Raw genomic sequence first — 25914 nt, 5'->3', positions numbered from 1 at the left:
TGTCTATTGCATCGGGGTTCCACCTCTTCCCATTCCGAACAGAGAAGTTAAGCCCGATAGCGCCGATGGTACTGCCAACTGGTGGGAGAGTAGGTCGACGCCAACTTTTAAAGAGTCTTGTTCCAATGGAATGAGACTCTTTTTTTTTTGCCTGAAATTTAATTTTGCTGAGAAACCCGGAAGGAAATCTTTTTTTAGAGACAATTTGAAATAGCAGATAAGCCTGTAATAGAAGTAATTTTCATTAATTCAGCATTTTGAATGGATGTTTTTTATTGCTATATCTTGCTTTGTAGAAAATATTGCTTAATTTTGCGAACTGATTGTATAAGGCAATCAGTAATATAAATTTTAAATTTTCAAATAAAAGAATTATGTATTTATCAGCAGAGAAAAAGCAAGAGCTTTTCGAGAAGTACGGGAAGTCTAACAAAGATACTGGGACTGCAGAATCACAAGTAGCTTTGTTTTCATACCGTATCAGTCACTTGACTGAACATTTAAAGAAAAACAGAAAAGATTACAGTACCCAACGTGCACTGCAATTGCTAGTAGGTAAGAGAAGAAACTTCCTTGATTACTTAAAAGCAAAAGATATTGAAAGATACAGAGCTATTATCAAAGCTTTAAATATTCGTAAATAATATCATATTAAAGCAATCCCGAGTAATCGGGATTGCTTTTTATAATATATAGCGACATCCTGTTGCTTATCCTAAAAAGAGTTTGAAATAAACTACACAAAGATGAAAGTGATTGAAAAAATAATTGAATTAGGTGATGGAAGGTCCATCACAATTGAAACAGGGAAGTTAGCAAAACAAGCTGATGGAGCTGTTGTAGTTAAAATGGGTAAGACCATGTTGTTGGCTACTGTTGTGTCTGCAAAAGATGCAAAAGCGGATGTTGATTTTATGCCTTTGTCGGTTGAATATAAGGAGAAATTCAGCGCATTGGGTAGATTTCCTGGAGGTTTCATGAAACGTGAAGGCAGACCTTCAGATTATGAAATTCTTGTTTGTCGTCTTGTGGATCGTGCTCTACGTCCATTATTCCCTGCAGATTACCACGCAGAGACTTTTGTTTCCATTAACCTTATTTCGGTTGATGCCGATGATATGCCTGACGCTCTTGCAGGCTTAGCTGCATCTGCAGCGATCGCAGTATCAGATGTTCCATTCTCAGAACCAATTTCTGAAGTTCGTGTTGCCCGAATCGATGGCAAAATGATAATTAATCCATCTCGTACAGAATTAGAAACTGCTGATCTTGATATGATTATTGCTGCTACCATGGATAACATCATGATGGTTGAAGGTGAAATGTCTGAAATTTCTGAAGCTGAAATGCTGGAAGCTATCAAATTCGGTCATGAAGCTATTAAAGTTCAATGCCAGGTTCAAGTTGAGTTGGCTGAACTAACAGGTAAAACTGTTAAAAGAGAATATTGTCACGAAACTAATGATGAAGAACTTCGTCAGTTAATCGTGGATAAAACATATGCTAAGGTATTAGCCGCAGCAAGATTACAAAACCCAAATAAGCATGAACGTTCTGATGCATTTGGTGCAATAAAAGAAGAGTTTATCGCTGAATATTCTGAAGGTAAAGACGCTTTAGAGATTAACAAGTCTTTGATTGGTCGTTACTATCACGATGTTGAAAAAGACGCTGTTCGAGAAATGGTTTTAGAAGATCGTGTACGTTTAGATGGTCGTAAGACTGACGAAATTCGTCCAATCTGGTCTGAAATTGATTATTTACCAGGTGCGCACGGTTCTGCTATATTTACCAGAGGTGAAACACAATCATTAACTTCGGTTACTTTAGGGACTAAGTTGGATGAGAAAATGGTGGATGATGTATTGTACAGAGGAAAAGAGAAATTTGTGCTTCATTATAATTTCCCTTCATTTTCAACTGGAGATGCCCGTCCTTCGCGTGGTATTAGCCGTAGAGAAGTTGGTCATGGAAATCTTGCTTTTAGAGCTTTAAAAGGGATGATTCCTAGCGATTCTCCATATGCAATTCGTGTAGTTTCTGATATCTTGGAATCTAACGGTTCATCTTCAATGGCTACTGTATGTGCAGGAACATTGGCGTTGATGGATGCAGGTATTAAGATTAAAAATCCGGTAACTGGTATTGCGATGGGGTTGATCTCAACAAAAGGTGCTGAGAAATATGCTGTATTGTCTGATATTCTTGGTGATGAAGATCACTTGGGAGATATGGATTTTAAAGTAACTGGTACTAAAGATGGTATTACAGCTACTCAAATGGATATAAAAGTTGACGGACTTCCTTACGAAGTTTTAGCTCAAGCATTAGATCAGGCACGTTTGGGTCGTCTACATATTCTTGGAAAAATTAAGGAAACTATTAGTGAACCAAGAGAAGATTTGAAACCTCATGCTCCGCGTATTGTATCTATTGAAATTCCAAAAGATATGATCGGTGCAGTAATCGGACCAGGTGGAAAAATTATTCAAGAAATTCAAGAATCAACAGGTGCTGTTCTTGTTATTGAGGAAATTGACAATAAAGGTGTTGTTGATATTTCTGCTAATAATAAAGAAGCAATTGATGCAGCTTTAGCTCGTATTAAAGGTATTGTTGCAATTCCTGAAGTTGGAGAAATCTACAAAGGAAAAGTAAAATCAATAGTTGCTTTTGGTGCTTTTGTTGAAGTTCTTCCAGGAAAAGATGGTTTGCTGCATATTTCTGAAATTGAACACAGAAGATTAAATACAGTTGATGAAGTTTTGAAAGAAGGTCAGATTATTGAGGTAAAACTTATCGAAGTTGACGCTAAGTCGGGTAAACTGAAACTTTCGAGAAAAGCTTTGTTGCCTAAGCCTGAGAAAGAGGAGAAATAGAAAATCAAATATATGATTGGAAATCCTGGATTTATTCCGGGATTTTTTTTTGTTATTAGTTGAATGTCTAACTTTAAAACTTCTAAAACAGAATCGGCCTTATGGATGAAAATTGGGTAGACAAAATTTCAAATGAAATTGATGAACAAATTGATCTTTATATATCAGTACGCGACTATCGATTTTATCAAATTGAAAAACTGAAAAGAATAGCAAAGCACTTAAACAATGATAAAAGTTGTTTAGAATGCAAATATGCCCGAAAAGAGTTGGAAACTATCGTTCTGGAGTTGGATCGATTAATTAACAAGTCAGGCGTAAATAAAAGTGAATATGAGAAAAAAGTTGAAAGCTTGCTAAAGCATTTAAAGGATAAGCATAAAGTTTTTCAGGCCCATTATTTCACTTATACTTATTCCGCAACATACACATTCCTTGGAGCTGTTTTAGGGCTTCTTTTGTCTTATGGGATATTTTATAGTTTCAACCCGTCAGTGTTTTTTCTGACTTCTGGAATTGGAATGTTCGTCGGAAATGTTCTGGGGAGCAGAAAAGACAGGATTTTAGTTCGGGAGGGAAAACAGATTTAGACTAAAAAAAAGAATATCAAATTCGAATAAATAGATGGACTTTTCCAATTTTATTATAGCTAAGAGTCATTGTTACTATTTTATTTGCAATGGCTCTTCCTTTTTTATAAAAAAGCCTGATATTTGTGCCTCATTTTCTATTTTTATGTCTCCAAATCTGTAACTCACTATTAATGGATTATAAATTTATCGTAATAGAAGGAAATATTGGTGCTGGTAAAACCTCACTCTCTCATAAGATTGCTGAACAATATAATGCGAAGCTCATTTTGGAGCAGTTCGCAAATAATCCGTTTTTACCCAAATTTTATAAGGATCCGGATAAGTATTCATTTCCTTTGGAGATGTCTTTTTTAGCAGACCGATACAATCAGTTAAAAAAGGAACTAAGCGAGAGAGATTTATTTAAATCATTTACTATTGCGGATTATTACTTTATGAAATCATTGATTTTTTCGAAGCAAACGCTTAAGGATGATGAGTATAGTCTGTATCGGCAGTTTTTTCATATTATTTATAACTCCTTACCAAAACCAGATTTATATGTCTATCTTCATTCAAATGTAGATAAGCTCTTAAACAACATAAAGAGCAGAGGGAGAGAGTATGAACAGGAAATTTCAGCAGATTATTTGCAGAAAATACAGGATAGTTATTTCGGGTTCTTTAAACAACAACAGGAACTTAGTTTTCTTGTTATAGATACAAATAGCATCGATTTCGTTAATAATCAAGATGATTACAATAAAGTTTCAGATACGATATTCAATTTTAACTGCAAAAAGGGGGTAAATAGAATTATTCTCTGAAGGCCTTGTTATATCAAATAAAATTATCGAATCGATTTAATTTGCATAAAATTTTCTTAAATTTGTTTTTGAACTAGATTATAATGTTTAAAGTTAAAATAATTAAGTAGTTGTTATGAAAAGATCAAAGGTTATTTCCCTAGCTTCTTTGCTGTTATCAGTTGCAGTTCTTACGAGTTGTGCAGGATTGAGCAAAATGAAGAAAGAAGCAAGTAACATCAAGTATCAAGTGACTCCTGAGGTTTTGGAAGCTCATGCAGATATGGTTGATGTAAAAATCACTGTTAATATTCCTGCAAAGTATTTCAACAAGAATGTTGTTTTAGTTGCAACTCCGGTTTTAAAGTTTGAATCAGGAGAGAAAGCTTTCCCTTCAAAAACTTTGCAAGGTGAAAAAGTTCAAGGAAACAATACAGTTGTTCCTTACGAAACAGGTAAAACAATCACTTATACAGGAAAAATCCCTTATGAGCAAGCGATGAGAATTTCTGACCTTGAAGTAAGAATGGTTGGAAGTAAAGGTGATAAGTCTCAGGAATTTGATCCTTATAAAGTTGCTGATGGTGTTATCGCTACTGCTACTTTGGTTCAAAATGCTCCACGTAGTATTGTTGGAAAAGATGCTTTCCAAAGAATTATTCCTGAAAGTAAAGAAGCAGATCTTCATTACTTGATTAACAGCGCTCAAGTTCGTTGGTCAGAAATGAAAGCTGATGACATTACTGCTCTTAAAGCATATTTGGATGCTGCTAAGATGGATGAGAATAAAGAATACAAAGGTGTTGAAGTTGCGGCTTATGCATCTCCGGATGGAAAGCAGGATTTTAATGAGAAGTTAGCTACTAAACGTGAAGGTTCTTCTTCTAAGTACATTAAAAAAGAAATGAAGAAAGCTAAAATGAGTGATTATGCTGCTGAAGAATTCTTTAAAAGCAAAGTTACTCCTGAAGATTGGGCTGGATTCCAGGAATTAATGAAAGCTTCTAATATTCAAGATAAAGAGTTGATTTTGCGTGTTCTTTCAATGTATTCAGATCCTGAAGTACGTGAAAAAGAAATCAGAAACATTTCTGCTGCTTTTGACGAAGTTAAAAAAGAAGTACTTCCTAAATTGAGAAGAGCTAAATTTACTGTTAACGTTGACCTAATTGGAAAAACTGATGCTGAATTAAAGTCTCTTGCTTTAAGCAACCCTTCTGAATTGAATGTTGAAGAATTATTATTTGCTGCTACATTAGTTGATTCTGCTAAAGATAAATTAGCTGTTTATGAAGCTGCTAAAAAGCAATTTTCTAACGATTGGAGAGGTTATAACGATGCTGGTATGATCTTATTCGGAATGAATAAAGTATCTGAGGCTAAATCTAACTTTGAAAAAGCTGATCAGCTATCTGCAAACAATCCTGTTGTTAAAAACAACTTAGGTGCTGTTGAGTTAGTAAACGGTAATGTAAGCGAAGCTGAAGTTCTTTTCGGAGCTGCAACAGGAGCTGGAAACGAAGTAAATTACAATTTAGGTATTGTTGCAGTTAAAAAAGCACAATACGATACAGCTGTTAAGCAATTTGGTGAGTGTACTGCTGCTAATGCTGCATTGGCTAACATCCTTGTTGGAAAATACAATGTTGCTTTAGACAAACTAAATGCTAACACCAGCGATGATGCAATAGTTTATTATTTGAAAGCTGTTGTTGGTGCAAGAACTGATAACAATAACCTTGTTTTCACAAACCTTGAAACAGCTGTTGCTAAAGATGCTTCTTTAAAAGCTGCTGCAAAAACCGACATGGAATTTGCTAAAGTTTTCGAAGATGCTAAATTCAAAGCTATTGTTGAATAATTAATTATTCCTAAAATATTGAGAAGCGACCCATTTATGGGTCGCTTTTTTTATTCTTGTAATGCATTTATTCAGTAGATTTTTTATCTTCGTCTTCTCACTATTATCAGTGAAATAATGAATTAATTTGATTGTAGAATGGAAATTCAATTCCCATATAAAGTAGTAAACAATTTTCAAGGCTATATTTTCTTTTCGGAAATGCATCACCAAACAAAGAGTTGCTTTGAGGAGCAAATTGTTCTGAATTTTACAAACACTAAGGTGATTGAATCCAATTTGTTTGCCATATTGGGAAGTATTATTGCCGGTTTGGAGCGCAGGAAGAATAAAATCCGACTTGTGAATATGCAGGAGCCTATTCAAAACTTATTTAATTCTAAGAAGCTGATTAATGGTTCTGCCCGCAAATATTTATGGAAGTGTTTTGTGAAATGCCAGCAGTTTGCTTCGGTAGATGAAGAGGCTTTGGCTGATTATTTGGAAAAGAGGATCTTTCCCGAGCGACCTGAAGTGAAATTAAATAAGCAGCTGAAAATGGCTGTTCAATTGTGTGTGGCCGAAGTTTATCGGAATGCTTTCGCACACAGCAACTGCAAAGAAGTTTTTATTGCACACTATTATTCTGTTTATAATAAGAAGCTTTTAATAAGCATTGTAAGTCAGGGGCGGCCATTTAGTTTGCTCGTAAATAAAATTCTTAATAAAAGGTTAAATGGTGTAGGAGCTATCGAGTGGGCTGTTGAGAACGGACATACAACAGAAAAAGATGCTCATAAAGGAATTGGATTGTATACTATTCGTCAGTTTATAAAGCAAAATCAGGGTAAAATTCAAATTTTATCAGGCGATGGAGTTTGGAAACAGGTGAAGCACCGAAGCTTTTCAAAATTATATGAAAAAGAATTTCCGGGATCCGTTATTACCTTAGAATTTAATCTTCAGGAATAAGCTTACTTTTTCTGATAATTTAGTTTTGAGAAAAGATCCCAAAGCACGATTCCACAGCTTACAGATACATTAAAAGAATGCTTGGTACCGAACTGAGGTATTTCTATACAACCTTCAGAAAGACTAACAATACTCTGTTGAACACCTTTTACTTCATTTCCAAAAACCAAGGCATATTTCTTTGAGGAATCCATTGTGAAATTTTCTAAGGATGTGCTGTTTTCTGCTTGTTCAACAGAGTAAACATCAAAGCCATTACTCTTTAATTTCGCAACAGCATCTTCCGTTTTTTCGAAATATTCCCAATAGACAGAATCTTCCGCTCCTAAAGCAGTTTTGTGCAATTCGCGGTGTGGAGGTGTGGCAGTAATTCCACAAAGATATACAGCTTCTACCAAAAGTGCATCCGATGTACGAAAAACAGAACCAATATTGTTCAGGCTTCTTACATTATCCAAAACAATAATGATGGGAGTTTTTTCAGATTCTTTAAACTCATCGATGCTTTTTCTGTTTAGCTCGCTGTTTTTTAGTTTTCTCATTGCTTTTATTGGAATATAAGGTCAATAATAGAATTGGCTACAAAAATATAAAAAAAGGAATCCTTTTGAGATTCCTTTCGTTTATTTTGTTTGAATTGTTACCAGTTAACAGGTTTACGGCGAACGGGCATAGTCATGCAGCGCGCACCGCCGCCGCCACGTGGCAATTCCGATCCCTCAAGGGTTATTACATATTTTTCGTAATCGGAAAGCTCTACTTTATGACGAATAATGTCTTTTGCACGAAGAATTTCGAATCCGTTTTTATTCATTGCATCCATGGTGTGAACGTTTCGTCCGTAACCAATCACTTTTCCCGGACCAACGGCAAAAAAGTTAGCTCCGCTGTGCCATTGCTCCCTCTCCTGATTCCAAGGATCTCCGTTTCCGCCACAATAAATAGGTTTCAAATCCATTCCAAGTTTTTTCAGAGCCTGAAGAAGATTGTTTTCACGGGTGATAGAAATCACTTTTCCGTTTTCAATGGCAATGTGAACAGTTTGGTATTTGTTTGGACGGATAATTAAGGGTTCGTAAACCATACATTTATCAACATCTAAAAGGGTAAATACCATATCCAAATGAATGAAAGATTCCGGATGACTTGGCAGCTCCTGTATTAATAAATGGCGTTGTGTTTTGTCTTTTTGGCAAAGTAACTGAGCCAGAATAAAATCAATACCCTGAGTTGATGTGCGGGTTCCGTTACCAATAATCATGATGTCTTCACGGGCAATTAATACATCGCCTCCTTCAATGGTACAATTGGGATCCATTTCAGGATTATCAATCGGATTAACTGTTTTTGTTTTAAATCCAGGAGTATAATCAAAAATCGCCTGCATAATCAAGGATTCTCTATCGCGAACCGAACTGGCCATTTTACCAATCAGAACCTCATCCAGAACTGACATTGAAGCATCTCTGGTGAAGAAAAAATTGTGCAGTGGCCGCATTGCATATCGTTCCTTACTCAGAAATTTAGTCAGGTTGTCTCTTTTTAAAGGAACACCTTCGATTAATAGAGAAGCAAGATCCGGGGGTGTCTGTTCCAGCAGGAAATCTTTTATGCAGTAAGTGTTTCCTTTAACACTTATCTGAGGTTCCATTGCAGAAATTTGGTCAATAACATTCTCTTTGGCTTTTTCATCTGCAAGCACATCAGCCAGTAAATCTTTAACCTGATAGGTTTCTGAAATTTCAGAAAGAACACCGCTTAATTGTTTGTATTCATCTTTTGCAACCGATAGGTTTAAAATATCACTGTAAAGAGCTCTTTCGGCATTTTCGGGAGTCATGTTTTCAACTTCTGAACCAGGAGTGTGAAGGATTACACCTTCCAATTCTCCAATCTCCGATCTTACATTTAATTCTACATACTTTGTCATACCTCTCAATTAAAGTACCGTTTGTTATAGTTGTTTGCGTCTAAAAATACATGATTTTAGATTTGCAAATGAAAGAAAAATTTGGGGCATTGAAAAGGATTGCGTTAAGTAAATTTCAATTTTCCTTAACAGTGTCTGAAATCGTTAAGATCATGATCAATACGAAGAGTTTGAATCTGGAAGTTACTTTGCGTGTTATGTAATGTAGTGTTGATATTGACGGCAGAATGCAGACACATTTAAATTATTGGTTTTTTGGCGTTTCCTGAATTCCCCGAAACAATTGTTTCGGGGAATTCAGGTCAGGCTTTCCGCTATTACTCCCCGCCATATTCTTCCGCTTCGCTTTAGATATGTCTGCGGGGTAACCGCTTCAATCCTTAACGCAAGCCTTTGTATTATAATAGGGTATAACACCCGATTGAATAAATACTGCCTACCAATTTATCCAATCGGCATAAAACCAAAACCTCTGAATAATTCATAAAACCAATATCAGACCTAACCCTCCCTGGCAATTTTCACTACACTTTGTTCCAATTTCCTTATCCATAAGAAAAATAATTTGCTGGCCACACAAATCACTCCCTGCGGTCAATGGCGTTTTACCTGCTATTTATAGCTGCCAAACAATATTGTCCTAATTGATTTTAACAATTGGGCTTTCCGCCCAAACCCGACATCATTTCTTGTCTTGAAACAAGAAACGAAGCAAAGAAATTCAAGGCTGCTTTTTAAAAAACTTCCTTATTTAATTCAAACCTAAGTGCGTACGGGCGATCTTCGAACAAGTTCTCAGCTTCCCGGTCTTACTAAAGGTTTGAACTAAAACGAAAGCTCTTTAAAAAAGATGCCAATCAAATACCTAACTTAAATTGTACCCCTTAAGATTATCACGAGCTGTAAGTTTTTATAAAAGAAGTAATTAATACTTATTCTCAAAAAACGTTTAGGACGCAATTGGTGGCCAAATATTTTCTTTGCTGTATATTTTGTTCAGTAATAAAAAAAGCACTACATTCATTATGTTTTTTACGTTAAAATTAGGGAGAGTGGGTAGTGATTGATTAGATACTAATTGCAAATTCTGGTCTTTCAATAAATATCAATTTTGGTAAGCTAAGAAAAATAGTTTTTTCATTCAATATCAATAGTGATAAAGGTTTAGGAAATGTTTTTTTAATCAATTTCAATAGAGATAAAGCCTGAGAAAATGTTTATTTACCAAATATCAATATTGATAAAGCCTCAAAAATTGGTTTTTTGCTCAATATTAATATTGATAAAGTAAAAGAGGACATTTTGAATAATCAATAAATACTAATCTTTATAATGATGACCCATGGCATTGATTAAGAAAATCACACCGAGCAGTCGCAATGGCGATATTAGTGCATTGTTTAGCCTTATTCTAAAAGCATTTGTGAAGATTGATTGGAGTTCAGATACGTATTTGACTTCCATAATTGAAAAGATAAGTGCTAGTAACACCTCCCTGATTGAGGCATTAAGACGACTGAAAGTTTATTCTCAGATGGCAGAGAAAGACCACGTGCGCAATATGGCAATTAGAGATTTGTTTAAATTGGTAGAGGGCTATGTTCATATTCCTATTGCTGACATGAAAAAAGCAGCCTTGGTGGTTGAGAATGTATTGGAGCAATATGGTTTAAGCATGCAGAACAAAGATTATGCTGCAAAATCAGCAGATATTGAGTCCTTACTAAACGATTTAGCCAAGCCCGATGTTGTGGCAGCTATAGCAAACTTGAAAGGCGTGGCCGAAACGATTGCTGCTTTGGATGCGAATCAACAAGATTTTGAAAATGTGACCTTGCAACAGGCAGAGGGAGAGAGTGTGAAGAAAAGTTTGGCTTCTGCCAGTCAATTGAAAAAAGAGGGCGTTATTGAGATTAATACCAATTTGGTAGGCTATATGAACACCATGGCAAAAGTAAAGCCAGCCACTTACGAGGCTACGGCCAAAACAATTGCCGAGTTAATCAATCAAAATAACGAATTGGTAAAACGCCGTTACAAAACAAACAAGCTAGACAGCGAAGTAGCCGGTAAAACTACCGGCTAAGTGCTTCACGAGATGTAATGCACTTTGTTTTTAATAAAACACAAGTTTAAGAATAAAAGCCTGCTATTACATGAGTCGAGTAAAACAACAGAGATTCACACCCAACTAAGTGAAAATCTCTTGCAAAAATAAAAAGTCCTTTAGACGTAATTTTAACGGATAACAAAAAGGATAACAATAACTTATAAAAAACAACAGATAAGTGATATAAAGTACATTGTACTTTAGCCATTTGTTGTATGCAAGCTTAAAGAACTACCAACTATGAAAAAGAATACCTATTATTTGAAAGCAAGATTATTCCCAACTATTATATGTGCGATTCCGATATTAAGTACATATTTCTTCGGATTTAGTGATAAAGCTAAAAGCTTTGTCGATTTTTTACAAGGATTCACATGGACAGGTGATGTAACTATTTCAGTTGCATTAATATTTTTGATGGTTCAAACAAATCGATTTGCTGCAAAGGAAATATTTCAACGATTTTTTTTCAAAGATGAAATTAAAATGCCAACGACAAATTATCTTTTACATTCTGACTCCTTCTTTTCAAAAGATATTAAGAGAAGATTGTATCTAAAAGTCTTTAACGATTTTAAAATAACATTGGCGGATGAAGATTCCGAAAATCAGAATGAATTAGAAGCTCGTAAAACAATTATTACAGCGGTTTCTCAGATTCGCAATACAACCAGAGAAAATAAGTTGTTATTGCAGCATAATATTGAATATGGCTTTATGCGAAATTTGGTTGGGGGAGCTGCTGTCGCTGGAATTATTTCATTATTTAACTTGTACTATTTTAGTCAAATTACAAGTGTTGATTTTGCCTTCAAAATGAATTTGGTGTTAATCATCATCTACTTAATTCCAATATTATTCAGTAAAGTAATAGTTAAAAGATATGGACATTATTATGCAAAAGTGTTATTCGAACAATATTTAAATAATTAGAAAATGGATTTTAGTATAGACATGATAGACTTAAAAGATGCTGACAGCATCATTGTTTGGTCAAAAGAGAACAATAATGATTATATCACCATTATAGATGGAGGTAATCCCAACGATTCGAAGGATATAATATCTCATTATGAAACCTATATTGCACCTCACGTTAACAAAGAAGTTCCAATCTTAATGATAAATACTCATCCTCATAAAGACCATATTGGAGGATTAATAGACCTTGTTAATTATTTCGGCAGACGAATTGCAAGATTCTATTATAATAACCCCATAGATTACATTGATGATGTTGTTTGGCAAAACTTAGGATTACTAAACGAATCAATAGGAAAAACTAATAAAAAAGTTAAAAAAGTATTTGAATCAATTCAAGATGCAAAGAATTTATCTAAAGTATTAGAGGAAAATGGAATTACTCCAATCCCAGCTTTTTCTGACACTAAACTTGACCATAATATATTCAGTTTTGTCGGACCGTCTAAGGAATTTTATCTTGAACAGTTGGCGCATTTTACAAACTTAGATATACTTAAGGCAAACGAAACAAATATAATAACTGAAGCAGAAATAAATGAAGTTGAAGAAGGGTTAAAACCTTGTGTCGTACTTGATGAGCAAAATGACACATCTGCTGAAAATTTAACCTCTGTTCTTACCCAATTTACAGATACATCAAATCGAAAATACTTGTTTACATCAGATGCAGGTGTTGACTCATTTGAATCAGCTGAATCAAATGGTTTTGATATGACTAATTTCCATATTTGTCAATTACCACATCATGGTAGTAGAAGAAGTGTAAATACCAATTGGCTTAGTAAACTAAATCCAAAGCAATATTGGGTATCAGCAAGTGGGAATAAAAAGCACCCACGTAAAGCTGTAATAAGTTGTATTAAAAAGAATTTGGAGTCGACAAAAGTTTATAGTACTCATAAGGGAGGTACCAAACATATAAATTCAAAGTCTAATTTATTTCCAGAAAGGAATTGGAGTTCAGCAAACCCTTTATAAAAGCCAGCATACAACAATGTATAAAAATAATAGCCGAAACAGTAGTGATTTCGAAGGTTGTCGCCCGCTTCAACGTTCTTGTAATTTGACAGGAATGAAGCCCGTAATCTGCCACTATTCATACAATTTACCGTTTGGCACAAGCGGAACAGCGACTGAAAATTTAACACGCAAAAAATATTATAAAAATGAGAATAGCATTTTTTTTAACCTTATTTTATTTGGGTTTGACCAACATTTCGGCTCAATTAGCTCAAAACCCTATTATCTGGGCCGATGTTCCTGATGTAAGTGTTATTCGTGTGAATGACACATACTATATGAGCAGTACCACAATGCATATGAGCCCTGGAGTTCCAATTATGAAATCAAAGGATTTGGTAAACTGGGAAATAGTAAGCTACGCATATGATCGATTAGTTGAAAATGATAAAATGAATATGGAAAACGGTCAAGAAGCATACGGATATGGTTCTTGGGCAAGTAGTCTTCGTTATCACAAAGGGATGTTTTATGTATCAACTTTTTCTGCCACTTCAGGAAAAACACATGTTTACAAAACTAAGGATGCTGAAACTGGACCATGGGAAGCTTTCTCCTTTGCGCCTGTTCTTCATGATAATTCACTGTTTTTCGACGATGATGGACGCGTATACATGCTCTATGGAGGAGGTGAAATTAAACTAATTGAATTACTTCCCGATGCATCAGGAATTAAACCTAATGGGATTAATAAGGTAATTATTGAAAATGTTAATTTGATATTTGGAGAAGATGAAGTTGGTGGACTTCCTGGGGAAGGTTGTCAGTTACAGAAAATAAACGGAAAATATTATCTTTTTAATATTGCCTCACCAAAAAGCCGCTGGTCACGATCGGTTATTATTCATCGTGCTGACAAGATTACAGGACCTTACGAAGGTCGTTTGGCTCTTCAGTATAAAGATGTAGCGCAGGGAGGTTTAATTGATACACCTGATGGAGATTGGTACGCTATGCTTTTTGGTGATAGAGGGGCTGTTGGGCGTGTTCCTTATCTTGTACCTGTAAAATGGGAAGACGGATGGCCAGTTCTGGGAAATGAAGGCAAGGTTCCTGAGCACCTAAATCTCCCTGATAATTCTGATTGTATATCCGGTATTGTGGCTTCTGATGAGTTCGAACGAAAGCAAAACGATCCTAAACTTCCTCTTGCGTGGCAATGGAACCATAATCCTGATAATAAAAATTGGGATGTTCTTCAAAATCCGGGACGTTTACGTATCACAACAAGTCGTATTGATACGAATGTGCTATGTGCTAAAAATATTTTAACCCAGCGAACATTTGGACCTAAATGTTCGGGATCAACCTTAGTAAATGTCAGTAATATGAAAAATGGAGACATTGGTGGTCTAATTGCTCTACAAAATAAATATGGTTACGTAGGCGTCAAAAAGGAAAATAATAAAACTATGATTGTTCAGGTTCAGACAAACCTTGGAGCAAAAGAAAAAAATGAAAAACAAGGCATTATCAATTTAAATGATATAATTACTTCATCTAAGGTGATTGAGCAAGTACCATTAACTCAAGAACAAGTCTATTTCAAAATCGCAATTGATTTTGAAATAGATAAAGCTTATTTTTATTACAGTTTAGATGGAAAAAAATGGAAGAAAATAGGGGCCTCATTACAAATGGTTTATTCTTGGCCAAAACACTTTATGGGCTACCGCTTTGGACTCTTTAATTATGCCACAAAAGAAATTGGAGGAAATGTCGATTTTGATTATTTCCGAATTGACGAAAGATAAACCGCCGGTGCACACACACATTTGTATAAGTAATGGCGCGATGTGGTAAATATCAAGGTTTGTAGCCCCCGCTAGTGCGCGATTGTATCGCGTTCTTTTAGACTGGAAAAGAAGACAATCATCACCCCGCTACAAGCTTGTGCTAGCAGGAGTTTGAAAAAGTAAGATGATGCTAAAGCAAAACACTGGGAATATTTTAAATTCAGTTGGCTAAAGCCAAACTGCAATAGATAAAAAACACAAAGTATTTACTGATGTAATGAACAAAGCTGAACATCTATTGCAATTGTTTTTAAGCAATGAATTAAAATGATTGAAGCAGTAGGATAAAGCGAAAGGCAAATATCTATTGCAGTTGCTTTTAAGCAACTGATATAGTGAAATTAATAAATAGGCTTTAGCCACATAAAATAAATAATATCAATTGGGTAAGAGTATATATGCAAAACATTTATTGCTTTGCTTTCAGGCAACTGATATTGTGAAATTAATAATAGGCTTATTCTTATTCCCAATTCAATATCCAGCAGCCTGACCATCTTTTCTTGATTCCGAGGCACCAAAATACACAGCTCTTTCTTCATCGTAAAGAATGGCCTGATAGCCACCATATCCGCCCATGTCATATTTTATTTTGTGTCCTTTTTCCATCAGCTCACGAATACTTTGATAAGATATTCCGGATTCTAAATTTACCCATCCACCATCGGTCATTTTCCCTCCGGTTGGTTGCGACGAGCCATCATGACGAATTCTTGCTGCATCGCCGGCCTCTTGCAAGTTCATTTTAAAATCAATTAAATTAACAACAATTTGAGCATGACCTTGTGGTTGCATGGCACCGCCCATTAAACCAAAACTGATGTATGGTTTGCCATTTTTGGTAATGAAAGCCGGGATAATTGTATGAAACGGACGTTTCCCGGGTTCGTACACATTGGCATGTCCTTCTTCCAGACTGAATAATTCACCTCTGTCCTGCAACACAAATCCCAAACTATCAGGAGTCATTCCTGATCCCATGCCCCGGTAGTTACTCTGTATTAAAGAAACCATGTTGCCCTCTTTATCAGCTACAGTCAGGTAAATGGTATTGCCCTGTTCCAGTTCACCGGCAGGATAGCTTTTGGCTGATTTGTTGGGATCAATTAAAGCTTTTCTCTCCAATGCATATTCTTTCGAAATCAACTCTTTTAATGGAATTTTCGAAAAATCAGGGTCGCAGTAGTATTTTGCTCTATCCTCGAAGGCCAGTTTTTTAGCTTCAATAAAAGTATGCAGGTAATCACTGCTTCCAAATCCCATTTGTGCGATGTCATATTCTTCGAGAATATTTAGCATTTGAAGAGCCGCTGTGCCTTGTCCGTTGGGTGGTAGTTCCCAAATATCATATCCCCGGTAATTTATAGATATGGGATCAACCCATTCCGATTTGTGCGAGGCCAAATCATCGTAAGAAAGAAAGCCACCTTGCTCTTTCATATATTTTGCAATGGTTTTGGCAATATCACCTTTGTAGAATGCATCGCGGCCGTTTTTTGCTATTTTCTCCAATGTATTTGCCAAATATGGGTTCTTGAAGATGTCACCCTTTTCAGGCATTTTTCCATTTGGCATGTATGTTTCCGAAAATCCTTTGTATTTCATTAATCGATTGGCACTGGCATTCATATAGTAAGCAATAAGTTCGCTTACCGGAAAGCCATTTCTGGCATATTGAATTGCTGGATTTAGAATTTGTTCCATATCCATTTTCCCAAACCTGTTATGCACGGTAAACCATCCATCAACACAACCGGGAACTGAAACGGGCAAGGCTCCAAATGATGGGATAGCAGAGTAGTTATTTTCCTTGAAATATTCCAGACTTAGCGATTTTGGGGAACGTCCGCTTCCATTTAAACCATATAATTTTTTAGTTTTTGCATCCCATAAAATGATGAAAATATCCCCGCCAATTCCATTTCCGGTAGGCTCCATTAGTCCTAAAGTGGCATTGGCTGCAATCGCGGCATCAATTGCATTTCCTCCGGCTTTTAGTATATCGAGTGCAACTTGAGTGGCTAGTGGCTGACTGGTGCAGGCCATCCCGTTTTGTGCGATAACTTCAGATCTTGTTGCAAAATTAAGTCCGGTAACCCGGTCTTGAGAAAATATTGCCAATGCGAAGAGTGATAGTAAGCAGAGGAGAAAAGACTTTTTCATTTTACAGGGATTTTTATGGATTAGTTATTGCTTGAGAATACACTTAAAGATAGGAAAGATTATCTTTGAATAGGAATTATGGATATGGCAGGATGGTTTAAAATAGGTTTCGTAATTTTGTTTGCTTTTGCAGGTTCGGCATCAGCAAAGGAGTTGTGCAGTATTCGCTCATTTTCACAACAAGACACTGTCGTTTTCCTCGATACCAATTTGCATGTAAATCTCGACGAGGTTAAAATTTTGCGTTACAAAAAAAAGAGAAGAAAACACTATCAAAATACCCGGCAGTATTGGCGGATGGTTCGAAATATTCGTATCGTTTATCCTTATGCCGAGGCAGCCAATGAAACCATCGGGAAGCTTACCAAAGATCTAGAAGGAATTGACAACAAAAAAGAACGCCGTAAACTCATCCGAAAAGAATACAATGGCTTGATGAAAGATTACAAAAAACCTCTGATGAAACTCAAAATTTCGCAAGGCAAATTGTTGATGAAATTAATCGATCGGGAAACCGGAAACACCAGCTACAATCATTTAAAAGAGTTGAAAGGATCGTTTACAGCAATATTTTGGCAATCGGTGGCTGTGATGTTTGGTTCATCGCTAAAAGCAGAATACGATCCTTTTGGCAACGATTGGATGATTGAAGAAATACTCGACAGAATGAAACGCGGCGAATTGCTGCCTCCGGGAAAATTGCCTGTGAGGAGAATCAATTAAAATTAAAAACCTTCTGAAACCCCCGGGAAGAGCGTTTACTTTTGCGAAGGGAGGGTCACAGGGCCGAAGGGCGACTCACTTTTGCGAAGGGCGGGTCACAGGTGCGAAGATTTGGATAATTCTTCCGAAGGGCGGGTCACAGGCACGAAGGAAGGTCTGCTTTATGCGAAGGGAGCCTCACAGAGACGAAGGGCCAATAGAATGGCGATTCTTCGCAGTTAATACTCATGGTTTCGTGAATTGGAAGCAACCTTTTGTATGGTTCTGCATCAGACAATTAAAGCTTAATGTTATGAGAAAGAAAGTATTGAAGAAGTACAACAAATTAATTGCCGTTCTTTTATCCATTATGGGCATAGGGGGTACAATTTCCTTTACCGGATGCGATGGTGGTGGAAATGGTGCTGTTGAGTATGGAACTCCTCATGCAACCTTTAAAATTTACGGAACAGTTACTTCTGAAAGTAAGGTGGCGATACCTAATATTAAAGTGAAAATGCAGTACGATTCTACTTATACGGATGAAAAGGGAGAATACGCCATACAGGTTGTTGAATTTCCTCAGGATCAAAATTTCACAGTTCGGTACGAAGATATTGATGGCAGTACTAATGGCAGTTACCTTTTAAAAGACAGTATTGTAGAGTTTAAGGATCCTCAGTTTGAAAACAGTACAGGATCTTGGGATCTTGGGGAAACGAAAAAGGAAGTAAATATTGAACTATCAGAGGACAAATAATGAATTCGAAACTCTCGTTACGCAAAAAAATAGCTCTTGAACTTTTTAGAAAATACCGGGACAATGCAAAAAAGCTGCATCAGCTCAATTATATATTTTGGGAATGTACCTTGCGCTGCAATTTGAATTGTTTGCATTGCGGCAGCGATTGTAAAAAAGAAGCCTTGGTAAAAGATATGCCCATTTCCGATTTTATTGGTGCTATTGATGATGTATCCGGCATTGTAGAGCCAAATAAAACCATGATTGTTTTAACAGGTGGAGAACCGTTGGTTCGAACTGATTTGGAAATTTGTGGAAAACAATTGTATGAGAGGGGATTTCCTTGGGGAATGGTTTCCAATGGATTTCATCTTACTTCCAAAAGATTGCAATCTCTTTTGCAAGCTGGTTTGCGTGCCGTTACCATTAGTTTGGATGGATTGGAGAATTCGCACAATTGGTTGAGAGGGAATCCAAAAAGTTTTGAAAATGCAGTAAAGGCTATTGGGCTTTTGGCCGAAGCGGAAGATCTTAAATTTGATGTAGTTACCTGTGTGAATCAAAAGAATTTTAATGAGTTAGACCAGATCAAGGAGTTGCTTTTATCCAAAGGGGTTAAAGAATGGCGGCTATTCACGGTTTTCCCAATAGGGAGGGCAAAGGAAAATAGCGAATTGCAATTGAACCCGGTACAATTTAAAAGTTTGTTCGATTTTATTGCCAGGGAAAGAAAAAAAGGCGACATCAAATTGAACTACGGTTGCGAGGGTTTTTTGGGAAATTACGAAGGCGAAGTTCGGGACAACTTGTTTTTCTGCCGGGCGGGTATTAATGTAGCCTCTGTTCTGATAGACGGTTCTATCTCGGCATGTCCAAATCTTCGGGATAACTTTTCGCAGGGAAATATCTATCAAAATAGCTTTAAGACAACCTGGGAGAATGAATATTCTATCTACAGAGATAGAAGTTGGATGAAGACAGGCGAATGTTCCGATTGCAGTTCGTTTAAATATTGCGAAGGGAACGGTATGCACTTACGTGATGAAAAAACCGGGAAATTGTTATTCTGTCATTTAAATAGAATAAAAGAAGGCGAAGAAGCCTGTAAAATGTAGCTTTCCTTAACGTTTAGTGCTTAAATATTCCTCCATTCTGCGATCAAACATCTGGTTTTTCTCTAAGTAGTCAGCAAACTTATTGTGCCCCGATTCCTCGATAAACTTCTTTAAATCTTCAAAGGCTTGTTCTTTTTTTTCTTCGATATTCATTCTGTACAGGTTCATGTATTGCTCAGCCTTTCTTTCCCAGTTATATTTTTCAATGATGATTTTTTTGAGCAGGAAAGAAATTAACAGGCTTGAGATAAGTAAAATAAAGCTGGAGATTTCAGGAAAAAGAAGTACAGGCAGTATTAGGAAAAAAACCGGTAAAAAGGAGGCAATGCAAAATATCCCTATAATTATGTTGTTGTAGTACTCAGAAAAATGAATCAATTTCTTTTTTTGTGATGAATAGAAAATCAACCAATTGGTGAAGAGATTCAGAGCCATGCTGTACAAAAGAATTGCTGCCTCACCGGCAGAATTTAAGGAGAAGAAAATAGCAACAAAGAGGATTAAATTGGAAAGGATGAAAGGATAGATGTGATTTTCGGCTGCATCTTTGGTATTGCGATTTTTCATAGTAGGAAATATGATGTTGGCCAAAAGCTTGCCGCTATAAGCCAACACCTAATTTATAATGCCATAATTGTTTTCACTACATTGTCTGCTCCATCACCAATTTGAGCAATTGTTGCATCAAGCATATAGCAAGGAGTTGTCACAATTTTATTCTCTTTATCAAATACAATTTCACCGTGAGTTGTTGTAACATGAGTTGCCCCCATTTTAGAAATTGCTTCAGCAGTTCCTTCGTCTTCGCCAATGGTAACTTCTACATCTCCCAGAACTTTTACAATAAGGGCAGGAGAGATGCATAAGGCACCGATTGGCTTTTTTGCTTTGTGCATTGCCTTTATAGCCGATGCAACATCAGGATTTACCTCACATTCGGCACCCGCGAAAGCAAATGTGCATAAATTTTTTGCTACGCCAAATCCGCCGGGAAAAAGAATGGCATCAAACTCATCGGCTGAAAATTCTTTTAGATCTTTGATATTTCCCCGTGCAATTCGAGCAGCCTCGACCAATACATTTCTTGTTTCGGACATTTCTTTACCTGTAATATGGTTAATTACATGATATTGATTGACGTTTGGAGCAAAAATCTGGTAGCTTCCTCCGTTTTTTGAAATAGAATATAAGGCTAAGGTTGCTTCATGAATTTCAGAACCATCATAGACACCTGATCCTGCTAGAACAACTGCAAATTTTTTCTTTGAATTCATTTTTAGAAACTTTTAATTTTACGGTTTATGATGTTTGTTTTAAATAAACGAATATCTGTTCTTTATATTTCATTGCGGAATTAGCCTGAACTAATTCCATTTTTATAAATACAAATTATAAGAATGAAGACGAAACGTATATTTGTTGCAATAAAGATAGATAATACACATCAAATTAATGAGCTTTTTCGTCAAGTTGGAGTTGATTTAGATGAAGAAAGAATAAAATGGGTCGATAAAAACGGACTTCACATTACGCTTCTTTTTCTGGGAGAGACCGGTATGGAGGAAATGGCTGCGATTATGGATAAATTGAAGATGATTGGAGCTGATTTTGATGTTTTTAGGTTGAATTTAAAATCGCTCGGCGCTTTTCCTTCAATAGAGCACCCAAGAATTTTATGGGCTGGCATTAATTCGACTTCGAGCTTATATGAACTGCAAATGAAAATTTTAATTCAACTTAAAAATGAAAAAGTAACCGACGATTATAAATATACTCCTCATCTCACCATTGGCCGAATTAAAGGAGGAGTTGAAAATCCGGAAAGGATAAAAGAATGCTTACTGAAATGGAAAGATTGGCAGGATAGTGAGTTGCTAATTACTGAATTTGTTTTGATGGAAAGTCTTTTAACACAACAAGGACCTGTTTATAAGGTTTTGGAAATTTTTAGCTTGAAAAATCAGAATGTGTGAGTTGTTTTTCATTTGTAAAGTGTTGAAATAAATAATTACAAACGGCTTTTAAATTTTCCTTTCATCAGGATTTTTTAAATTAATGATTAAATGTAAATTTGGGCTACTTAAAAATATTCGAATATGATTACGATAGAAACATTGGTGTTTAATCACTGGCAGGAAAACACATACATATTGCATGATGAAACAGGGGAGGCAGTCTTGATTGACTGTGGTGTTTTTTTTAAAGACGAAGGCAGAAAGCTGATTGATTTTGTTGAAAAGAAAGGGCTGAAACTGGTAAAACAGTTGAATACACATTTGCATATCGATCATGTTTTGGGCAATCAATTTATGAAAGATCAGTTTGGATTACTTACTGAAGCTCATAAGGATGATGAATTTTTGTTGGCTGAAGCTCCTAATTACGGAGTTCGATTAGGATTGGAAAATGTGGTGGAGCCACCTCCTATTGGTAAGCTGATTAAGGAAGGTGACATTATTAAATTTGGAAATTCGGAGTTGAAAGTGATTCATGTTCCCGGACATTCGCCTGGTCATGTGGTGTTTTACAATGAGGAACAAAAATTTTTAATTGCGGGTGATGTTTTATTCCGCGAAAGTATTGGGCGAACAGATTTACCTTACGGAAATTACGAGCAATTAATTGAAGGAATCAGAACTAAACTTTTGGTTCTTGACGATGAAGTTTGTGTTTATCCCGGGCATGGGCCGGCAACTTCTATCGGACACGAGAGATCTAAGAATTTGTTTTTAAAAGGATTGAGTTAAATCAATTAAAATATTCTAAACCCCATTTTAATATGGGGTTTTTTTGTATCCAAAACAGACTTCGGAACAGGTTGTAAATGTGATAAAAATCATGTTTGTATCGTTCTATAAAACAATTTGTTAAGATGAATTGTTGTTGGATATGAGAATGTTGGATAACTGTGATTAAATTCAGGGTTCAACCTCCTCGTAAATTTAAATCTTTTACTACTTTTACGGACACAAATATTTTATAAACAACACCTAATTTAAACAACAATATGGCAACTGAAAAGTTTGTTTCCCGTCACATTGGACCTCGTAATGGCGATATTAAAACAATGTTGGAAACTGTTGGTGCTCCTTCTCTGGAAGCCCTGATTGATGAAACAATCCCTTCAGATATTCGTTTGGAAAAAGCATTAGACCTTCCAAAAGCATTATCAGAATACGAATATTTTTCGAAGATTAAAGGAATTGCTGCTAAAAACAAAGTATTCCGAACATTCATAGGACAAGGGTATTACGATACCATTACTCCGGCCGCTATTCAGCGAAATGTATTGGAAAATCCAGGATGGTATACCCCTTATACACCTTATCAGGCAGAAGTATCACAGGGTAGATTGGAAGCTTTATTGAACTTCCAGACTATGATTTTGGATTTAACCAAAATGGAACTGGCTAATAGTTCTCTTTTAGATGAAGCAACTGCTGTGGGAGAGTCAATGTATATGATGCAGGCTCTTCGTTCCCGCGCTAAGAAAAAGGCTGATTCAAATCAGTTTTTTGTTGATAAGAATGTTTTTGCTCATACTCTTGACGTTTTAACTACTCGTGCAACTCCTCTGGGAATAGAGCTTGTTGTTGGTGATTTCAATACATTTGAATTTACTGATCAGGTTTTTGGAGCCATAGTTCAATATCCGGCTTCAAACGGTAGTATTCAAGATTATGCAGCTTTTGTTGAGCGTGCTCATCAGGCTGAAGCATTGGTTGCTGTATCTGCTGATTTAATGAGTTTGGTGTTGCTAACACCTCCAGGTGAGTGGGGTGCTGATATTGTTGTCGGTTCATCTCAACGTTTTGGTGTTCCAATGGGATATGGCGGACCTCATGCAGCATATATGGCTTGCCGCGAAGCTTACAAAAGAAGTATTCCCGGACGTATTATTGGTGTAACCAAGGATGCTCAGGGAAACAATGCTTTGCGTTTGGCTTTGCAAACCCGCGAACAGCATATTAAACGTGAAAAAGCAACCTCTAATATCTGTACAGCGCAAGCCTTGTTAGCTACAATGGCTGGTTTTTATGGTGTTTATCACGGTCAGGAAGGTTTGAAGAGAATTGCAATGCACATTCATTCTGCTGCAGGCATTCTTTCCGAAGGATTAAAATCCTTGGGTTATCAACAAACTGTTGACAACTTCTTTGATACTTTGCAGGTTATAGTTCCTGCCGGGGTTTCTGTTGAGGAAATTCACAAAGCTGCATTGCAGGCCGAATTCAATTTCTATTACATTAACGATACCACAATTGGTATTTCAATTGACGAGAAAATTAGCGCAGAGGAATTAAGTGCTGTTCTTACCATTTTCTCAAAAGCAGCAGGTAAAAATGAAGTTGTTGTGGAGGGTATTGAAGATAAAATTTCATTCGATTCAAAATATGCAAGAACAAGTGAATTTCTAACTCTGGATGTATTTAAACGTTACCGTTCCGAAACCGCTTTGATGCGTTACATTAAAAGCTTGGAAAAGAAAGATATTGGACTGAATACATCTATGATTTCTTTGGGATCGTGTACAATGAAGCTGAATGCTGCAGTGGAAATGCTGCCAATTAGCTGGCCGGAGATTGGTGGAATTCATCCGTTTGTTCCTGCTGATCAGGCTTTGGGTTACAAGGAAATCATTGAAGATCTTGAAAAATGGCTTTCGGTTATTACCGGATTTGCAGGTTGTACTTTACAACCAAATTCAGGTGCTGCCGGTGAGTATACAGGATTAATGGTGATTCGCGAATATCATATATCAAGAGGTGAAGGCCATCGAAATGTGGTTTTAATTCCTTCATCAGCACATGGAACAAATCCTGCCTCGGTTACAATGGCTGGAATGAAAGTTGTGATTGTAAACTGCGATGAAAACGGAAACGTAGAATTTGAGGACTTAAAAGCGAAAGCAGAAAAGCATAAAGATGATTTGTGTGCATACATGATCACCTATCCGTCAACACATGGTGTGTTCGAAACAGGTATTAAGGCGATGATGAATCTGATTCATGAAAACGGAGGACAGGTTTACATGGATGGAGCGAATATGAATGCTCAGGTTGGTCTAACAAATCCGGGTACAATTGGTGCTGATGTTTGTCATTTAAATCTTCATAAAACATTTGCAATTCCTCATGGTGGCGGTGGACCTGGTGTTGGTCCAATAGCTGTGGCTGAACATTTGGTGCAATTCTTGCCTTCTCACAAATTTGTGAAAACCGGTGGCGAAAATGCAATTACTGCAGTGGCAGCAGCTCCGTTTGGATCTGCAAGTGTATTGCCAATTACCTATGGATACATTGCCATGTTAGGCGCTGAAGGCTTGGAGCAAGTTACAAAAACGGCAATTTTGAATGCCAATTACCTAGCTTCCTCTTTTGAGAAATTAGGTTTCAAAATTTTATATAAGGGAGCAAAAGGGCGCGTTGGTCATGAAATGATTTTTGACTGCCGCGAGTTCAATAAATCTGTAGGAATTACCGATACCGATATCGCTAAGCGATTGATGGATTATGGGTTTCACGCTCCAACATTATCTTTTCCTGTTCATGGTACATTAATGGTTGAACCAACCGAAAGTGAGCCATTGGAAGAGATGGATCGTTTCATTGAGGCATTGGCGAAAATCAATGAAGAAATGAAAGAGATTGAAGATGGTGTTGCTGATGTTTCTGACAATGTATTGAAAAATGCACCACACACACATAGGGTATTAACTGCTGATGAGTGGAATCATACATACAATCGTCAAAAAGCAGCTTATCCATTAAGTTGGGTTGCTGATAATAAATTTTGGCCTTCGGTTGCTCGTGTTGATGATGCTTTTGGCGATAGGAACCTAATGTGTACATGTGCACCATTAGAAGCTTATTTGGAAGAACATATCGATGTTGACTAAGTAATATCAGATAAATATTTTAAAATCCGGTGAGTTAATTTTCATCGGATTTTTTTTTATAATCAAGATCGAAATTTAGGGCACAAAAAAGGAGGCTGCCCCGGCCTCCTTTTTGTTCTATTACTAACCCTAAAATTTAACTATGAAAATAATGAATTGAATAAATTCATTAAATCTATGTGTGTTTACGTTAGGGTTTTGAAAAAGTTTTGGTTAGTAAGAGCTTAGAGTTTAAATTTTGTCTGATTGATTTTCATAAAAATGACTCTTTCCCTTTTGTTGCAAGTCTTTCCTTGAGACGGGAAAAAATGGAAAAAAAATGAAAAAAGGACAGTTTTCTCTTCATTTAACTAAATATTGTAATTGTCAGTAATTCAGATGTTT

The 25914-nt window shown here is 36.3% G+C and carries 21 protein-coding genes and 1 rRNA gene; 17 read left to right on the top strand and 5 right to left on the bottom strand.

The window, feature by feature from the left end; genetic code table 11:
• From rrf to GQR60_RS12625, 7 genes are all read left to right on the top strand, one after another.
• Positions 1-106: ribosomal RNA gene (gene rrf / locus GQR60_RS12655) — 5S ribosomal RNA — on the top strand; the annotation flags it as partial.
• Positions 107-374: 268 nt separating this feature from the next.
• The gene (rpsO, locus tag GQR60_RS12650; protein WP_101263426.1) at positions 375-644 is read left to right on the top strand and encodes a 30S ribosomal protein S15; all 270 of its coding nucleotides are present in this window, start codon (positions 375-377) and stop codon (positions 642-644) included.
• A gap of 102 nt (positions 645-746) precedes the next feature.
• Complete coding sequence (gene pnp / locus GQR60_RS12645; protein WP_124993277.1) at positions 747-2879, top strand: polyribonucleotide nucleotidyltransferase; 2133 nt, start codon at positions 747-749, stop codon at positions 2877-2879.
• A gap of 101 nt (positions 2880-2980) precedes the next feature.
• Entirely contained in the window at positions 2981-3469 is a 489-nt protein-coding gene (locus GQR60_RS12640; RefSeq protein ID WP_124993276.1) for a hypothetical protein, read from the top strand.
• 173 nt (positions 3470-3642) lie between these two features.
• Positions 3643-4278 carry a deoxynucleoside kinase gene (locus GQR60_RS12635; protein WP_124993275.1) on the top strand — a complete coding sequence of 212 codons (636 nt, stop codon included), beginning with the start codon at positions 3643-3645 and terminating at the stop codon, positions 4276-4278.
• Positions 4279-4393: 115 nt separating this feature from the next.
• Entirely contained in the window at positions 4394-6118 is a 1725-nt protein-coding gene (locus GQR60_RS12630) for a tetratricopeptide repeat protein (RefSeq protein WP_124993274.1), read from the top strand.
• A 138-nt stretch (positions 6119-6256) separates the two neighbouring features.
• Positions 6257-7069, top strand: coding sequence for a hypothetical protein (locus tag GQR60_RS12625; RefSeq protein ID WP_124993272.1), 813 nt, complete (start codon positions 6257-6259; stop codon positions 7067-7069).
• Positions 7070-7071: 2 nt separating this feature from the next.
• On the opposite strand, the gene GQR60_RS12620 is transcribed toward GQR60_RS12625, so the two are convergent.
• Together GQR60_RS12620 and GQR60_RS12615 are read right to left on the bottom strand one after the other, a co-directional pair.
• A complete protein-coding gene (locus GQR60_RS12620) occupies positions 7072-7611 on the bottom strand; it encodes an RNA methyltransferase (protein WP_124993270.1) in 540 nt (179 codons plus the stop codon).
• Positions 7612-7709: 98 nt separating this feature from the next.
• Entirely contained in the window at positions 7710-8999 is a 1290-nt protein-coding gene (locus GQR60_RS12615) for an arginine deiminase (protein WP_124993269.1), read from the bottom strand.
• Positions 9000-10341: 1342 nt separating this feature from the next.
• Here GQR60_RS12615 and GQR60_RS12610 point away from each other — a divergent pair.
• The 4 genes from GQR60_RS12610 to GQR60_RS12595 all read left to right on the top strand — a co-directional run bounded on the left by GQR60_RS12610 (position 10342) and on the right by GQR60_RS12595 (position 14867).
• Positions 10342-11085, top strand: coding sequence for a DUF6261 family protein (locus GQR60_RS12610; protein WP_124993267.1), 744 nt, complete (start codon positions 10342-10344; stop codon positions 11083-11085).
• A 264-nt stretch (positions 11086-11349) separates the two neighbouring features.
• Complete coding sequence (locus GQR60_RS12605) at positions 11350-12042, top strand: hypothetical protein (RefSeq protein ID WP_124993265.1); 693 nt, start codon at positions 11350-11352, stop codon at positions 12040-12042.
• 3 nt (positions 12043-12045) lie between these two features.
• The gene (locus GQR60_RS12600) at positions 12046-13071 is read left to right on the top strand and encodes an MBL fold metallo-hydrolase (RefSeq protein ID WP_124993264.1); all 1026 of its coding nucleotides are present in this window, start codon (positions 12046-12048) and stop codon (positions 13069-13071) included.
• Positions 13072-13259: 188 nt separating this feature from the next.
• A complete protein-coding gene (locus tag GQR60_RS12595; RefSeq protein ID WP_124993262.1) occupies positions 13260-14867 on the top strand; it encodes a glycoside hydrolase family 43 protein in 1608 nt (535 codons plus the stop codon).
• A 516-nt stretch (positions 14868-15383) separates the two neighbouring features.
• On the opposite strand, the gene ggt is transcribed toward GQR60_RS12595, so the two are convergent.
• A complete protein-coding gene (gene ggt / locus GQR60_RS12590; RefSeq protein WP_124993261.1) occupies positions 15384-17072 on the bottom strand; it encodes a gamma-glutamyltransferase in 1689 nt (562 codons plus the stop codon).
• A gap of 84 nt (positions 17073-17156) precedes the next feature.
• Here ggt and GQR60_RS12585 point away from each other — a divergent pair, with 84 nt between their 5' ends.
• From GQR60_RS12585 to GQR60_RS12575, 3 genes are all read left to right on the top strand, one after another.
• Positions 17157-17795, top strand: coding sequence for a DUF4294 domain-containing protein (locus GQR60_RS12585; RefSeq protein WP_160463476.1), 639 nt, complete (start codon positions 17157-17159; stop codon positions 17793-17795).
• A gap of 292 nt (positions 17796-18087) precedes the next feature.
• Positions 18088-18534, top strand: coding sequence for a radical SAM-associated putative lipoprotein (locus GQR60_RS12580; RefSeq protein ID WP_160463475.1), 447 nt, complete (start codon positions 18088-18090; stop codon positions 18532-18534).
• Positions 18534-19631 (top strand): TIGR04133 family radical SAM/SPASM protein, encoded by a 1098-nt coding sequence (locus GQR60_RS12575; RefSeq protein WP_124993257.1) that lies wholly within the window; start codon positions 18534-18536, stop codon positions 19629-19631. Before GQR60_RS12580 ends, GQR60_RS12575 begins: the two co-directional genes overlap by 1 nt.
• A 6-nt stretch (positions 19632-19637) precedes the next feature.
• Here GQR60_RS12575 and GQR60_RS12570 read toward each other — a convergent pair whose 3' ends face one another.
• Both GQR60_RS12570 and elbB read right to left on the bottom strand, forming a co-directional pair.
• Positions 19638-20198 (bottom strand): hypothetical protein, encoded by a 561-nt coding sequence (locus tag GQR60_RS12570; protein WP_124993256.1) that lies wholly within the window; start codon positions 20196-20198, stop codon positions 19638-19640.
• A 53-nt stretch (positions 20199-20251) separates the two neighbouring features.
• Positions 20252-20905, bottom strand: a complete 654-nt coding sequence (gene elbB, locus GQR60_RS12565) for an isoprenoid biosynthesis glyoxalase ElbB (protein WP_124993255.1) — start codon at positions 20903-20905, stop codon at positions 20252-20254.
• 123 nt (positions 20906-21028) lie between these two features.
• Between elbB and thpR the strand changes: the two genes are divergently transcribed.
• The 3 genes from thpR (at position 21029) to gcvP (ending at position 25530) form a co-directional block, all read left to right on the top strand.
• Positions 21029-21604: an RNA 2',3'-cyclic phosphodiesterase gene (gene thpR / locus GQR60_RS12560; RefSeq protein ID WP_124993254.1), complete on the top strand. Its 576-nt coding sequence runs from the start codon at positions 21029-21031 to the stop codon at positions 21602-21604.
• Between the two features lie 123 nt (positions 21605-21727).
• Positions 21728-22378 carry an MBL fold metallo-hydrolase gene (locus GQR60_RS12555; RefSeq protein ID WP_156196723.1) on the top strand — a complete coding sequence of 217 codons (651 nt, stop codon included), beginning with the start codon at positions 21728-21730 and terminating at the stop codon, positions 22376-22378.
• Positions 22379-22638: 260 nt separating this feature from the next.
• Complete coding sequence (gene gcvP / locus GQR60_RS12550) at positions 22639-25530, top strand: aminomethyl-transferring glycine dehydrogenase (RefSeq protein WP_124993253.1); 2892 nt, start codon at positions 22639-22641, stop codon at positions 25528-25530.
• The last annotated feature ends 384 nt before the right edge of the window (positions 25531-25914 follow it).

Origin of the sequence: Labilibaculum euxinicum (assembly GCF_009795715.1) — a bacterium.
Lineage (GTDB): Bacteria > Bacteroidota > Bacteroidia > Bacteroidales > Marinifilaceae > Labilibaculum > Labilibaculum euxinus.
Note: the sequence above shows the minus strand (reverse complement) of the source record. Positions and strands in the feature narration are given on the sequence as shown.